The sequence below is a fragment of the Saccharibacillus sp. JS10 genome, from assembly GCF_024436065.1.
Classification (GTDB): Bacteria; Bacillota; Bacilli; order Paenibacillales; family Paenibacillaceae; genus Saccharibacillus.
Window position 1 is genome coordinate 992,590 of record NZ_JANFNS010000001.1, and the last position, 15,070, is coordinate 1,007,659.

General features: G+C 44.5%; 13 protein-coding genes. 1 reads left to right on the forward strand and 12 read right to left on the reverse strand.

Annotation, left to right across the window (positions count from 1 at the left end; genetic code table 11):
- Positions 1-110: 110 nt before the first annotated feature.
- The 6 genes from NOM90_RS04510 to NOM90_RS04535 all read right to left on the reverse strand — a co-directional run bounded on the left by NOM90_RS04510 (position 111) and on the right by NOM90_RS04535 (position 6,481).
- A complete protein-coding gene (locus NOM90_RS04510) occupies positions 111-1,025 on the reverse strand; it encodes an ABC transporter ATP-binding protein (protein WP_255940563.1) in 915 nt (304 codons plus the stop codon).
- A gap of 42 nt (positions 1,026-1,067) precedes the next feature.
- Positions 1,068-1,991, reverse strand: a complete 924-nt coding sequence (locus NOM90_RS04515) for an ABC transporter permease (protein ID WP_255940565.1) — start codon at positions 1,989-1,991, stop codon at positions 1,068-1,070.
- Between the two features lie 43 nt (positions 1,992-2,034).
- The gene (locus tag NOM90_RS04520; protein ID WP_255940276.1) at positions 2,035-2,967 is read right to left on the reverse strand and encodes an ABC transporter permease; all 933 of its coding nucleotides are present in this window, start codon (positions 2,965-2,967) and stop codon (positions 2,035-2,037) included.
- A 210-nt stretch (positions 2,968-3,177) separates the two neighbouring features.
- Positions 3,178-4,902 carry a peptide ABC transporter substrate-binding protein gene (locus tag NOM90_RS04525; RefSeq protein ID WP_255940277.1) on the reverse strand — a complete coding sequence of 575 codons (1,725 nt, stop codon included), beginning with the start codon at positions 4,900-4,902 and terminating at the stop codon, positions 3,178-3,180.
- 205 nt (positions 4,903-5,107) lie between these two features.
- On the reverse strand, positions 5,108-5,494 hold the full coding sequence (locus tag NOM90_RS04530) for a DUF3397 domain-containing protein (RefSeq protein ID WP_255940278.1): 387 nt from the start codon (positions 5,492-5,494) through the stop codon (positions 5,108-5,110).
- A 24-nt stretch (positions 5,495-5,518) separates the two neighbouring features.
- A complete protein-coding gene (locus NOM90_RS04535) occupies positions 5,519-6,481 on the reverse strand; it encodes a ketopantoate reductase family protein (protein ID WP_255940279.1) in 963 nt (320 codons plus the stop codon).
- A 192-nt stretch (positions 6,482-6,673) separates the two neighbouring features.
- Here NOM90_RS04535 and NOM90_RS04540 point away from each other — a divergent pair, with 192 nt between their 5' ends.
- Positions 6,674-7,759, forward strand: a complete 1,086-nt coding sequence (locus NOM90_RS04540; RefSeq protein WP_255940281.1) for a coiled-coil domain-containing protein — start codon at positions 6,674-6,676, stop codon at positions 7,757-7,759.
- Positions 7,760-7,830: 71 nt separating this feature from the next.
- On the opposite strand, the gene NOM90_RS04545 is transcribed toward NOM90_RS04540, so the two are convergent.
- The 6 genes from NOM90_RS04545 to NOM90_RS04570 form a co-directional block, all read right to left on the reverse strand.
- Complete coding sequence (locus NOM90_RS04545) at positions 7,831-9,105, reverse strand: extracellular solute-binding protein (RefSeq protein WP_255940282.1); 1,275 nt, start codon at positions 9,103-9,105, stop codon at positions 7,831-7,833.
- Between the two features lie 94 nt (positions 9,106-9,199).
- Positions 9,200-10,537 carry a PhoH family protein gene (locus tag NOM90_RS04550; protein WP_255940283.1) on the reverse strand — a complete coding sequence of 446 codons (1,338 nt, stop codon included), beginning with the start codon at positions 10,535-10,537 and terminating at the stop codon, positions 9,200-9,202.
- A 134-nt stretch (positions 10,538-10,671) separates the two neighbouring features.
- Positions 10,672-11,124: a pyridoxamine 5'-phosphate oxidase family protein gene (locus NOM90_RS04555; protein WP_255940285.1), complete on the reverse strand. Its 453-nt coding sequence runs from the start codon at positions 11,122-11,124 to the stop codon at positions 10,672-10,674.
- An 84-nt stretch (positions 11,125-11,208) separates the two neighbouring features.
- On the reverse strand, positions 11,209-12,312 hold the full coding sequence (locus NOM90_RS04560) for an LCP family protein (protein ID WP_255940287.1): 1,104 nt from the start codon (positions 12,310-12,312) through the stop codon (positions 11,209-11,211).
- 179 nt (positions 12,313-12,491) lie between these two features.
- The gene (typA, locus tag NOM90_RS04565; protein ID WP_255940289.1) at positions 12,492-14,333 is read right to left on the reverse strand and encodes a translational GTPase TypA; all 1,842 of its coding nucleotides are present in this window, start codon (positions 14,331-14,333) and stop codon (positions 12,492-12,494) included.
- A gap of 138 nt (positions 14,334-14,471) precedes the next feature.
- Entirely contained in the window at positions 14,472-14,984 is a 513-nt protein-coding gene (locus NOM90_RS04570; protein ID WP_255940291.1) for an intracellular growth attenuator family protein, read from the reverse strand.
- Between the last annotated feature and the right edge of the window lie 86 nt (positions 14,985-15,070).

Here is a 15,070-nt window from a genome sequence, read left to right on the forward strand (position 1 = left end):
CTTTCATTCCTTATCAAAAGAAAGAGGATGAAATAAAAAAAGAAAAAGCCACCTTTTCGAACGTTATCCGTTCGAAAAGGTGGCAAAATGACTTCTGCTTGATTCGCAGATTAATGAGGCATAGCTACCCAGTGCCCCGGCGATACTTCGACAAGCGAAGTTTCTTCGGTTTTTTCGTCAGCCGAGCGAATCGGACCGCCGCCTTCTGCGGACAGTAAGATACGCTTTTTCTGCGACTCGATTTCCGGATCGGGAACCGGAATCGCAGACAGCAACGACTTTGTATAAGGGTGGATAGGATTGCTGTACAGTTCTTCACTGTCCGCAAGCTCAACCATTTTACCCAAGTACATTACCGCTACGCGGTCACTGATGTGTTTAACCATCGACAAATCGTGAGCGATAAACAGATAAGTCAATCCAAGGCGATCTTGAAGCTCTTGCAACAAGTTTACGACTTGGGCTTGGATCGATACGTCCAATGCAGAGATCGGTTCGTCGCAAATGATAAATTTAGGATTAACCGCCAAAGCGCGTGCAATGCCGATACGCTGACGTTGACCGCCGGAAAATTCGTGCGGGTAACGAGTCGCGTGGTCCGTGTTCAAACCAACCAAATCCAGCAATTCTTCGATACGCTTTTTGCGTTCGCCCGAAGATCCTGCCATTTTGTGAATATCCAACGCTTCTCCGATAATATCGGATACGGTGAACCGCGGATTCAGCGAAGCGTAAGGATCTTGGAAGATCATTTGCATATCGCGGCGCATTGCCTTCATTTTATTCGGAGACAATTTGTAGATGTCGGTTCCGTTGAAACGGACACTACCTGCTGTTGGCTCGTATAACCGAAGAATCGTACGGCCTGCTGTCGATTTACCACAGCCCGATTCACCTACCATGCCAAGCGTCTCACCTTCGCGAATAAAGAAATTCAAGTTGTCGACCGCTTTGAGAACTTTACCGCCGCCTACGTTAAAATACTTTTTCAGCCCATCGACTTCAATCAAATTCTTACCTGTCATGGTTCCCATGGCTGACGCCTCCTTCTTTATAAAATCTGCGAATTATTTATTTTTGAGCGATGGATCCAATGCGTCACGCAATCCGTCCCCAAGCAAGTTGAACGCGAGCATGATAATACTGATCAATACAGCCGGGAAGAACATCCGCCATGGATAGTACATCCAACCTGTCAATGCGTTCTCGACCATCGAACCGAGCGACGATACTGGAGCTTGTACGCCCAGGCCCAAGAAACTCAGGAACGACTCTGCAAAGATCGCACTTGGTACAGACAGGGTCAATGTAACGATGATCGGACCACTTGCATTCGGCAACAGGTGACGGAATAACAATCTGCCTGTTCCTGCACCCATCGAACGGGAAGCGAGTACGAACTCGCGGTTTTTCAACTTCATAATTTCGCCCCGTACGATCCAAGACATATTAATCCAGCCTGTAATCGTCAGAGCCAAGATGATCGTTCCCAAACTTGGTTTGAATACAACCAACAACAAGATTGTAACAAGCAAGTAAGGAATTGCATACAAAATTTCAGAGAATTTGTTCATGATCGTATCAACGCGGCCACCGAAGTAACCCATGATTCCGCCGTAAATAACACCAATGAACAAATCGATCAATGCTGCCGCCACACCGACAATCAACGAGATGCGTGCGCCAGACCAAGTTCTTACAAACATATCGCGACCCAGATCGTCTGTACCGAACCAGTGTAAAGCCGAAGGCTTTTGGTTCGTTGCAAGCAAATCATTCGTCTGATAATCATAACCATGCACCCAATACGAAATCCAAGGTCCAACGATCGAAGCAATAACGATCAGAATGAGAGCGAAAAGACCCGTCATCGCGACTTTATTGCGACGCAGACGTTCCCAAGTATCGCGCCAAGCCGTAAGACTTTCGCGCTTGATGACTTCGGATTCACGTTGATTCACATCAACTTGTTCGAAATCAGCCGCTGTCACAGCGGGAAGAGACTGCTTATTTATGTTGTCATTCGCCACTTGCTTAGCCCTCCTTACCCGAAGTCAGTTTGATCCGAGGATCAACTAATACGTAAACGATATCGGTAACAAAACGTGCAGCCATCAAAATGATGCCGTAGAACAACGTAATACCCATAATCAACGTATAGTCCCGGTTTGTGATACTTTCGACAAACACTTTGCCGATACCGCCAATACCGAAGATCCGTTCAACAACGACCGAACCTGTGATGATGTTAGCTGTCATAGGTCCAACATAAGTGACGACCGGAAGAATGCCGTTACGGATAACGTGCTTCCATAAGATCGCCGGCCATTTCAGACCTTTGGCTTTCGCCGTTTTGATATAATCGGCGTTCAGAACTTCAAGCATACTCGAGCGTGTCAGACGCGCAATATACGCAATCGGACCTGCCGACAACGCGGCTACAGGAAGCACATATCCAAGTGGGCTTCTTAAGCCTGTAATCGGTAATAACTTGAGTTCAAGACCAAATAAATATTGGAGTAGCGATGCCATAACGAAACTCGGCACGGCTATCCCGATGACGGCTAGCACCATAACTAAACTATCGATAAATTTCCTATGATACAATGCAGCGAGTAAACCTAATGCCACACCGACAATTGTCGATACGACAACCGCGATCATACCCAAGCGAAGCGAAACGCCGAAAGTTTGACCGATAATTTTACCTACGTCTTGGTTCAACTTTTTCATCGAAATACCAAGATCGCCTTGAACGATATTACCAAGATAATTGACGTATTGAGTCATTAACGGTTTATCAAGACCGTATTGTGCTTCCAATCTTGCTCGGATCGGAGCAGGCACTTCTTTTTCGGACATAAATGGATCGCCCGGGATTGCTTTCATTAAGAAAAACGTCGCTGTGATCAAAATAAACAGCGAGAGCAACGTATATATAAGTTTGCTAGTTATATAGCGTGCCATCTGCGAACCTCTCCTCCTCAATTGTGATTCTTAAATAGTAACCTACTTAATTTATAATTGCACATTCATTATTTTCAACCCTAATTATTAGACATTCAAGAGCAAAAATGGAAGTTTGACGAACATGCAAAAAAATCGGGATATATATGTGATTCCATATATATCCCGAGCTGTTATTAACTTGGGTTACACCTATTAAGATCTTCGATCTTAGTGTTCTTCCAGGTAAGCGCGAGTGAAGTTGATTGCGCCGGAGAAGTCAGTTGTTACACCTTTCAAGTAAGGCTTAGTCAGCGATGCTTGAGTGTAGTAGTAGACAGGCATGATTACCATGTTGTCTTGAACCAACATTTTTTCTGCTGCAGCCATATCTTGCATACGTTTTTCTGGGTCGTTACCGCCTTTGTAAGCTGAATCGATCAGAGCATCGTACTCTTTATTTGCGAAACCAGTGTTGTTGTTACCGCCACCGCTTACGAACATATCCATGAATGTCATTGGATCGTTGTAGTCAGCAGACCAACCTGCACGAGCGATTTGGAAGTTGCCTGTTTTTCTGCTTTCCAGGAATACAGACCATTCTTCGTTTTTCGTTTGAATTTCTACGCCCAATGTGTTTTTCCACATATCAGCTACAGCCAGAGCCAGCTTTTGGTGGTTTTCACTTGTGTTGTAGAGCAAAGTGATCGGAGGAAGAGTCGTGATTCCTTCTTCTTTCATACCTTCTTCAAGCATTGTTTTTGCTGCTGCTGCATCTTCTGTGAAGTAACCGGAATCCGGGAACTCATCACGGAACGATTGGTTGTTCAGACCTGCGATCGAAGTTGGTACGAAACCAAATGCTGGTGTTTGACCTGCTTTTGTTACGTTCTCGATCAAAGATTTACGGTCGATAGACATTGCAAATGCTTTACGGATTTTCTCGTTGTTGAACGGTGCTTCTTTTGTGTTGAACTCATAGTAGTAAGTCGAAGCGATGTCAGTCAATTTGAATTCTTCTGGCATTTGTTCAGACAGTGGTTGAATTTGGTCAGTTGGGATTTCACCAGTTGGTGCGCCCGCATAGTCAATTTCTCCACCTTGGTACGAAGCTGTTTCAGTTGCGCCACTGTTTACGATCGAAGCTGTAACGTTAGTCAGCTTGATGTTTTCAGCGTCCCAATATTTGTCGTTTTTAGTCCAATCCATCTCAGAACCTGTTGTCCAAGTTGTCAGAGTGAATGGTCCATTTGTAACCATTTTGCTTGGGTCAGAAGCCCATGCTTGGTCAGCTTCAACAGAAGCTTGGTGTACAGGGTAGAAAGTGTAGAACGAAGTCAGACCCAAGAAGTAAGGCGTTGGATTAGCCAGTGTTACTTCCAGTGTGTTTTCGTCAACTGCTTTAACGCCTACAGTCGAGAAGTCTTTTGTTTTACCTGTGTTGAAATCTTCAGCACCTTTGATGTAGTACAATTGGTAAGCATATACTGGAGCCGGAGTTGTTTCTTGGCTCAGTACGCGTTCCCAAGCATATACGAAATCATTAGCTGTTACAGGGTCACCGTTACTCCAAGTTGCGCCTTGACGCATTTTGAAAGTGTAAGTAAGACCATCTTCGGAAACTTCCCAGCTTTCAGCAGCGCCTGGAGCAGGGTTGCCGTCGCCGTCGATTGTTGCAAGACCTTCATACATGAAGCGCAGCGCAGTGTTCGACTGGCTGTCTTGAGCTTGTGCCGGATCAAGTGTCGGCGGCTCTGCACTCAAGTTCAGGTGCAGGGTTTGGTCAGCTGCTAAGTTAGCATCTGTCGGTTCGGTAGTTGTTTCTCCACCCGTCGAGTTCTCGGTTGGTGTTGTCGAACCTGTAGTTGGTGTTTCAGCACCACTTCCACATGCAGCCAAGACCATACTGATTACAAGAACCAGCGTTACAAGCATCATCCAGCTTTTCTTTTTCATCCTGCAACTTTCCCCCTAAAAAAGATTAATTTTTTTATTGATTATACCCCGCACTGCAAAAAAAATCTATAACCTTTTTTCAGAATTTTACGTTTTTTTTCATTTTTCGTTCTTTTTCTGTCACATTTCCTGTCTTGAAGCACGATTTTTCAGTAAAAAACGATCCCATTTCAAAATTATCTTTTATGTATATAACATCACAATGTCAGCTATTTATTAAATACGAAATAAAGCCGATTATCCCGAATAACACATAACAAGGAACCAATAATAAAAAACTGATTCGCCAAAATCCTTTCAACAAACGGCTCAACTGTACCTGTCCGCGCTTGCGGTTTTGCAAAGCTCCAAGAATGCCAAGTAACAAAAGCAAAATTAATAACCAAACATAAAATCCAATAGTAGAGTTAAATACGGTGTTATAAAGTGCAGCTACAGCCACAAAAAGAAAAGGCATCGTCACATTTATAGCTTGATAAAAAGATTGTTGCGAAGTTTTTTTAAGAATTTTTTCAAATATGTAAGTCAAAATAAACGGCACGAAAGGCAAAATGCATAAAGTAATCAATACGCTGGAAAAAGTTTGGATCATCTTTTGCCTCCTGCTCGCTTATTTTCAACAACTTTCTGTTTCGTTCATACCTTCAATTAAGTTCAATAATTTCTGATTCCAGGGAGCAGCTACGCCAAACCGATGAGCAAGTTTTACGATCCCACCGCTGATCCATGCCACTTCTGTCGAATCTCCACGCGTCACGTCTTCCAGCATCGAAGAACGATTGGCCGCTGTAGATTCACAGACTTGAAGCACATCATCCCACCAAGACAAAGGCGCTGACAGACCCGAAGCCTCATAAATCACTACAATTTCATCGAAAATTTCTTTCATGATCGATATTCGGTATTCATTATGTAGCAAAGCTCCGTTCTCAATCTTCCATATAGCCGTTAGCGGATTGATAATCGCATTAATCAACAACTTTCGATAAATAACCGTCTCAATACTATTCGACGTAGCCAGTGGTAATCCTGCTTTTGTGAAAACTTCAATCAAGAATTGTTCAGCTTGTTTATCTTCTTCCGAAGAAAAGCTTGTCGAGTTCGTTTGTCCAAATCTTGTTGTCCCGACCCCAGCCCTTCTGATGGAATAAGATTCTAATTTTCGAGCTCCTTCTGTCGTAATCGCTGCATACACCGGAATATGAGGTAATGCTTGACTAAGTCGTTCAATATGCCCGATTCCGTTTTGCAAACAAAATAGTCGATCTCCGATTCGCACATTTTGTTGTAACTTAGCAATCAGCTCAGCATCTACATGTTTTTGCTTAACCGCAAGGATGATCCAACGTCCTTCTTCATTAGACGGAGAAAATTCGTTTATAGCACGTGCTTCAAGCTTTATACCTTCCGTAACTAAGTCATGAGTGTCGTCTACATATTCGATCCCGATTCCTGAAGTCGAAATTTGCTCCGCCTGCTGAGAGGTTCGGGTATAGAGCAGAACGTCAGCACTTCCTTTTGCCGCTATGGCTGCAAATAACAAACCTAGCGAACCTCCGCCTATCACTTCAATCTTCATTGGTGTGCCTCCTGTTTTACTTTTTCAGTTCAACCTTCGTTTACATCAGAGCCGACAGCTTTATAATAAAGTATGAATCATTTTAGCCAAACTCATTTCACAAATAGCTTTATTTTATCATAGCAAAGCCAAATAACAGATGATTCTACATAAAATATGCCGAAAGACGTGCTGGAAAGCGAGGGATTTACATTGTCAAAACGTTTAACCGTCAGTCTGCTCGCTACAGCGTTATTATGCAGTGGAAGTTTACAAATGAGTGCTGCGCAATCTTTGCCTAGCGAATGGACGCCGGAGCAACGCCAATTGCTGCAAGACACCCTTTCTGTCAATGAATTAAAACGTGATACGGAGCGGATTGCGAATGAACAACAAGAATTAGCCAAACAGCGCGATCGATTGAACGAAGAAATTAAGGACTTAGAGACGCGTATTGCAGAAAACCAGGAACGTACAGGTACAGTCGTGCGCACTCAATATATGCAACAACAACGGCCTTTTTTGCTATCGTTACTGAATGCCCGATCATTCGGCGAATTGAGTCGAGTCTACATGTACTATCGCTTAGCGATTTCGCATGATCAACAAATCTTAGCCGGTTTTCAAAAAGATACGGATGAATTACAAAATCGTCGAAATCTTTTGGCAAAAAATTCAGAACGTCTGGCTCAAGTGAAAAGCGGAATCGAACAGCAACAACAACGATTAGCCTCTTTGCAGCAAGATATTGATGAAGGATTACTTTCAAGCGACGATCCGCAAAGTTTAACGCGTCTAGCCGATGAACTAAATGTGTATTGGAATAATGTCGGTCTTTATGAAGTAGATGAATATTTTGCTGAACTCGCTGCTGCCAGCAACGAATTGCCGAATTACTTACAAGAAAGCGGCAAAATGAAAGTCTCGGGATTCGGAACGAAATATACGATCGAATTGACGGATCAAGAACTCAATGAATTTTTACGTTCTCGAAATCCAGACTTTAAAGACTTTGCTTTTACATTCGAAAATGGTCTGGTTGTAGCCGAAGGACGGCGCGATCGATTAACGTTGCGAATTGAAGGTCGTTATACGTTAGAAAATGAACCTCAAAATGCTGTACTTTTTCATGTAGATCGCTTGGTATTTAATGGGTTGGAACTTCCTGCAACGACTACAACCGAGTTGGAACAAAAATACGACCTAGGTTTTTACCCTGGGCAAGTAGCTCCAGTCAAAGTCAACGAAGTCAATATGGAACAAGGGCATTTAACTATTGCTTTGCAATTAGTTTTATAATTTTATAAATCCACCGTACGCAAACAAACGCTCTGTGTCTATTGGACAGGGCGTTTGTTTATTTAAAGCTTTTAGGATTGAAAAAACCGTAGTAAACTTTGATAATTTTCGTCTCCAGCATAAAAACTTTTTAACGAACGGCTCCAGGAACTTTCGAAGTTCGCTGTTATTTGAGATTCGATCGCTGAACGTTCAATCGGTTCTGTAGGTAACCAACGTTGAAAAGCGGTAAAAGACGGTTGTTCATAAATCGCTCGTAAAACAGGAAGATGTCCCGTAGTTTCATACCACGATTGTTGCGTTTCTAACTTAGTCATGTAGGAAATCCATAAAGAAGCTTCGCGTGAACGATCGGTACTGGCGGTAATACTCAAACCACGCAAAGAAATTGTTTCTATAGAAGAAATCGGCATTACACGCATCGTGGAAGTTTCTTCATCCGATATTCGGGATAAAGGTTCTACAGCCAAACTCAATTCTCCAGACTGTACGGCATATTGAAAAGAAGAAGGCATTTGTCTTTCCTGAGCGGACATTTCTTCGAATTGCGTATACGGTCTTAATTGATCTGCCAATTCCAAAGCTGCTAATCCGGATTGCTTCGCTTCTTCTGATTTGTGATTGTTCCATAACGAAACCAAAGCTGCAAATGCACGCACGTCACCATCTGGAAAACCTAAAATCGACTTAGATACAGATTCTGACTGCGATTCTGATCCAGACTGTGCGAGCCGCGTCACTTGTTGCTCTGCCCACACGTTCCATGCTTCTGTATCTTCAGGCAAATCTCCGGAAGTTTCTGCAAAATGTTCAGGATTCCATATGACTCCGTAAGGATCGAGATCCAAGGGTACTGCCCAACGATACCCATTCCATTCTACCGAAGCATTGGAAACAGACAATGAATCCGAAGCGGCTGCCATTCCGCCTTCATACAAATCAATAGGCAATAGGCGACCCGATGAAGCAAAATCTGCGACCCAAGTTCCATCCAGCATCAAAACATCCGGTTCACGTCCAGCCGCAAAAGCTTCACGGTATGTTTTGTAAGCTTGCTCCGAAGCAATATTCACCAAACTCACGACCGTATCGGTTTGTTGCTCGTAATTTTTATTCAAAGTCTGTAGCGCTTGGAATTCTTGATCGTCCATCATGACATACACTTCAATATCACGTAACGGCTGTTCAGACTTTGCTTTTTGGATTTCGTTTTCTTTTTCAGATGGTTGTTGCCGTAGACCGGTTTGCGATTTATCCGGTAACGACGGTGACAGATTAATGAGTGCAAGTAATAATATGCCGAATAAGATGAAATGTTTTTTCCGCTTCAGATCTGTCCCCTCCATTCCTCACTTTCCCTATTGTACCAAACGATCCTTTTTTCAACCAAAAAAAGAATCCGGTAGCAACCCCGGATTCTTCATGTTTTTTCTTATCTATTTACAGCAAATCTGCCGCCAGTTGAGCAAGTTTCGAACGTTCTCCTTTTTCCAGATGAATATGACCGGCTAATTTTTGAGATTTGAATCGTTCCACTGCGTAGGTTAATCCGTTGCTTGCCGCGTCTAGGTAAGGATGATCGATTTGATCCGGATCTCCGACCAATACAATCTTACTGCCTTCCCCTACGCGGGAAATAATCGTTTTGACTTCATGCCGCGATAAATTTTGCGCTTCATCGATAATAATAAATTGTGCGGGAATCGAGCGCCCCCGAATATACGTTAACGCTTCGACTTGAATACTGCCCATTCCCATCAAAATTTTATCGATGTCTCCAGCATTTTTGGTATCGAATAAAAATTCCAGGTTATCGTAAATCGGCTGCATCCACGGACGCAACTTTTCATCTTTTTCGCCCGGTAAATATCCGATATCTTTGCCCATTGGAACGACAGGGCGTGCGACCAGTAACTTTTTGTATTTACGCTCATCTTCCACCTTCGTCAGTGCTGCCGCCAAAGCCAGTAATGTTTTACCTGTTCCGGCTTTGCCTGTAATCGTCACTAGCGGAATATCATCGGTTAGCAATAACTCCAATGCCATACGTTGCTGCGCATTACGAGCCATAATCCCCCATACTGGATCGTGCGCTTGGAATAAAGGTTCTAATCGTTTACCTTCCGCATTCAATTTTACCAGTGCCGATTTACTTTCGCTTTCGTCTCTCAAAATCGCAAACTCATGCGGATGAAGCGATGGTGCAAGCTCTCCCAGATCCGAGACGAACAGATATTTATCACGGTAAAATTGATCGACGTAATGATCCGGTGCTTTGAGCGGAATATAACCGGCGTAACCCGCATCGGGGTCTGAAGCACGATCAGTCATATAATCTTGAGCAACCAAACCAAGGACATCGGCTTTGACGCGAACCAGAACGTCTTTACTCACCATAATGACTTGACGCGCTTCTTCTTCTGGCAACTCTTCTTGTTCTTTATGATAATTAAGCGCAACTGCCAAAATACGATTATCGTTCGAAGCTTCTCCGAACATGTCCTGCATATTTTGGAAACTGCGGTGATTGAGTTCAACTCGGAGTGTGCCTCCCGATTCCAGTGGCACTCCGTCGTGCAAATGCCCTTGTTCCCGTAACGCATCTAATTCTCGGGATACACTGCGAGCATTGCGTCCAATCTCATCGGCAAGCCTTTTTTTCGAATCGATTTCTTCCAGCACCGTAGCCGGAATAATCACTTCATGTTCTTGAAACGAAAAAATGGATCGGGGATCGTGCAGCAGAACGTTGGTATCGAGTATAAATAGCTTTTTCACGAAAAATCCCTCCCGAGGCTTAATCAAACCGTGAGCCCTTAACGAACCGTCATGAGGTTCATTAAGTGTCTATACCAAGAATGCACCACCTCCTCTCGTGTTAAATGTGTACAAAAAAAGCCCGCGGTAAACCGCTAGGCTTTTTTCATGGCATTCATCACTTGGCTATCAAGCAGCTCGGCAGCATACGCATCAAGCTTCCGTGTAAATGCAGGAGGCGAAGACAGATGAGCGCCGTAAAACAAAGCATTTCTCACCGCTTCTACATCCATATCAAAACAACACATTTTAAAAGGAACATCTTCGAGCGGATTTTGCGTAACGCGGACGCTGCCGTTGATCGCAAACATTTTTTCTCCGCTAAAGACGGTTAAGGTTACTTTCGGATTGACTAACATATTACGAACCAGACGCGAACGATGATCGACCGCAAAACGAATGGTCGAAGGCGTCGCAGCGTACATCCATGAAATTGCCGTAGAAGTCGGACCGTTTGTTTCAGCATCAACGGTAGCCAGCAGCGCAAACGTATCGCTTTGCAGCTGCGTAAACAAAAATTCGGTCATTTGCGTAACGGCTTCGGACATCACATAGCCCCCTATACGGCGTCTGATACTACGATTAGACTGGATATACTTTGGATTATAGCATACCGTCAATCAAGCATTCAATCACTCGCTTGTCGCCGCAGCGGCAGGTTGGTGTTTACCCGCAAGTTCGTCTTGCAACGCTTGTTTTGCCGCGGCAAGCTCACTATCGCTAATATACACGTAAGGGCTTTTCCAATTTCCTGTGACTTTCGGGAAGCTGATATTTTCTTTGGGAATATCCCAATAGGTTTTAACCAAATTCAAAATCTGCTTATTTTCCAGATCGGTCTCGGTGTTATCTGCTACAGCATCAATCAACGAACCGGATTTAGTGAGTACGTTAAACGATTGAACTTTTTGCATAATCGCACCGATCACTTGCTGTTGACGTTGATTACGGCTGAAGTCGTCAGAAGGTGCCGTCGGCGGATTACAGTTCGTTTTCCGATAACGTACATAATCCAGCGCATTTTTGCCATCCAACTTTTGCGAACCGGCTTTCAAATTGATATCTGTACCGTCAGCGGTATCTTTGTAACACATATCCATCGTCACATCGACATCGATCCCGCCTACTGCATCTACGATGTCACGCAAACTTTGGAAATTCACGACGGTTACGTAATCGATTGGGATATCAAAATATTTGCCAAGCATCCGCTGCATCGCGCCTTTGGCTTCCGGTTCTCCTTTTTTCTCTTGCGCAAGGAAAGTTGGATAATACGCATTTACTTTACGAACTTTATAACCTTCAAGTTCGATCCGTGTATCCCGAGGAAGCGATACAATCGTAGCAGTATCCGTGTTCGGATTCATTGCAGCGACCATCACGACGTCCGTGAGATGCGAACCCGTTTCCGAACGGAAATCGGTACCGAGTAATGCCATCGCAATCGGTTGCGAATCAGCAGGTTTGACCGGTTCTCCGGCTGTGCCGATCGATTGCGTTTTTTGATATACCCATCCTAAGTAAACACCGCCTCCGACCAGCAAAAGAACAAAAAAGATCGCGAAAAATTGCCAAAACTTTTTCGCTCCGCTTTTTTGACGCTTGGGAGCTGATTTACGTCCTTTATTGTTACTGCCTGAACCTCCGTCACTTCGACGAGGCGCAGATGATTCTGTCGAACGTCCTCGGTTTCCAGTTGAACGCGGTGGCAAACCGCCACCTGTTGAGTTAGCCATATAATTTCCAGCTCCTTCTCTTGTACGATCGGCACGAAAAACGCAAGCGTTCTTTCGCACAAATGAAAACAGGGTCCGCACGCCACCCCGGCGGCGGACCCTGTTCACCGAACTGCGCTATGTCTTAAGACGTAGGCAGAACGGGAAAAGTTACCGATTGTTTGGATGATTTCAAAAAATTAAGCGTTAGCTTGAGCTTGTTTGCGTTGTTTCTCCGCACGTTCGCGCTCGCCTTTTTGCAGTACTTTTTTACGCAGACGAACGTTTTTAGGCGTGATTTCGCAATACTCGTCGTCATTCAAATATTCAAGCGCTTGTTCCAGTGAGAACAAACGAGGCGTTTTCATTTTGACTGTATCGTCTTTTGTTGCCGAACGAACGTTAGTCAATTGTTTTTCGCGGCAAATGTTTACTACGATGTCGTTATCGCGTGTATGTTCGCCAACGATCATACCTTCGTAAACTTCTGCACCCGGTTCTACGAACAAAGTACCACGATCCTCAACGCCGAGGATACCGTACAAGGTTGCATTGCCATTTTCAGTCGATACGAGTACGCCTTGGTGACGTCCACCTACTTGACCGCCGATCAGAGGACCGTAGCTGTCAAACGCGTGGTTCATTACGCCGTAACCACGAGTCAGAGTCAAGAAGTTCGTGCGGTATCCGATCAGACCACGAGCAGGAATCAAGAACTCAAGACGTACTTGACCTGTACCGTTGTTGATCATGTTGACCATCTCGGCTTTACGCATACCGAGACTTTCCATAACCGCGCCCATGCTTTCTTCTGGCACGTCGATCAGCAAGCGTTCGATTGGCTCCATTTTTTTACCGTCAACTTCGCGAACGATAACTTCCGGTTTCGATACTTGCATTTCGTAACCTTCACGACGCATGTTTTCGATCAAGATGCCCAAGTGAAGTTCGCCGCGACCCGATACGATGAAAGCATCCGGGCTGTCGGTTTCTTGAACGCGCAAGCTCACGTCAGTTTCCAATTCGAAGAACAGACGGTCACGCAATTTACGGGAAGTTACCCATTTGCCTTCGCGACCTGCGAATGGACTGTTGTTCACGAGGAACGTCATTTGCAGTGTAGGCTCATCGATTTTCAGAACTGGCAAAGCTTCCGGTTTTTGTGGATCGGCAATGGTTTCACCGATATTGATATCTTTGATACCCGCGATTGCAATGATATCGCCTGCGCCGGCTTCTTCGATCTCAACGCGTTTCAGACCTTGGAAACCGAACAGTTTCTCGATACGAGCTTGCTTCATGCCGCCTTCGCGCGTCATAACCGCAACCGATTGACCTTGACGAATCACCCCGCGGTTAACGCGACCAATCGCGATACGACCGAGGTATTCGTTGTAGTCCATCAATGTTACGAGGAATTGCAGCGGATCTACTGTGCTTTCTGTTGGCGATGGAATGTTTCCGATAATCGTATCGTACATCGCTTGCATGTTGTCGTCTTGTTGCGCTGGATCAAGACTCGAAGTACCGTTCAACGCCGAAGCGTAAACAACAGGGAAATCAAGTTGGTGATCGTTTGCACCGAGTTCGATAAACAGGTCAAGAACTTCATCGATAACTTCGGAAGGACGAGCAGCCGGACGGTCAATTTTGTTCACAACTACGATTGGAGTCAAGTTGTGCGCCAGTGCTTTGCCCAATACGAAACGAGTTTGCGGCATGCAACCTTCGTAAGCATCGACAACGAGCAATACGCCGTCAACCATTTTCATGATACGTTCCACTTCGCCGCCGAAATCGGCGTGTCCTGGAGTATCTACGATATTGATCAAGAAGTCTTTATAAGTAATCGCCGTGTTTTTCGCCAAGATCGTAATGCCACGTTCTCTTTCGAGATCGTTGGAGTCCATGGCGCGCTCCTGAACCTGCTCGTGGTCGCGGAAAATACCGGATTGTTGCAGCAGTTTATCAACCAGCGTCGTTTTACCGTGGTCGACGTGGGCGATAATCGCGATATTACGGATTTGTTCTCTAGAATGCATGAATGGAATGTTCCCTTCTCTATGAAAAATATTAAAAAACAAATTCAGGGGTTTCTCACAAAAGAAGCGTGCGGCACCTCCGCCGACGCTCCTCAATCCCTTTGATTATACATGGTTTTCATGAAATTTCAAGCTTTTTTACATTTTGCGCCACCCATTTTGTTTGCCGCTTTTTGGCGGAGGCCAAAATAACAGCCAAGCTCCTGCGAGAATCAGGATAACGGAGAACGCATAAAGAAAAAAGGGGCCAAGTAAACTGAAAATGAATAAAACAATCGACAAGCCAATCAAAGCGAGCGAAACGTAATACATCCCTTTCTGACGTTTGGCTTCTAAAAGCGAATATTCGCACAACCCTATACCAGGTCCCAGAATAAACGCCGGCCACAAAAACTCCACCAGATGAAATCCCCATGTATTAAACAAAGAAAAAACGATGCCGTATACAGTAAGCGTTCCTCCGGGAATCAATACCCAAGCAGGAAACGCCCGCGTCGCAAAAGCCAAATGCAATACAACGCCGGGAATGAAGATGAGAAGCGGCCAGAACACCTTACCCAGAAAAGTAAACACACCCCATTGCCCTAAAAGAATAATGAGTCCGGCAGTTAAAATAAAAATCCCGATCGCCTTTTTGTCGTTATTGGGCATCTCATTCTCTCCTTGCGGAATTCTCCTGTTACTCTGTGGATAAAAAATAATAGCTTTGCTGCTTTCAAGTTTGTTATCGGATTTTT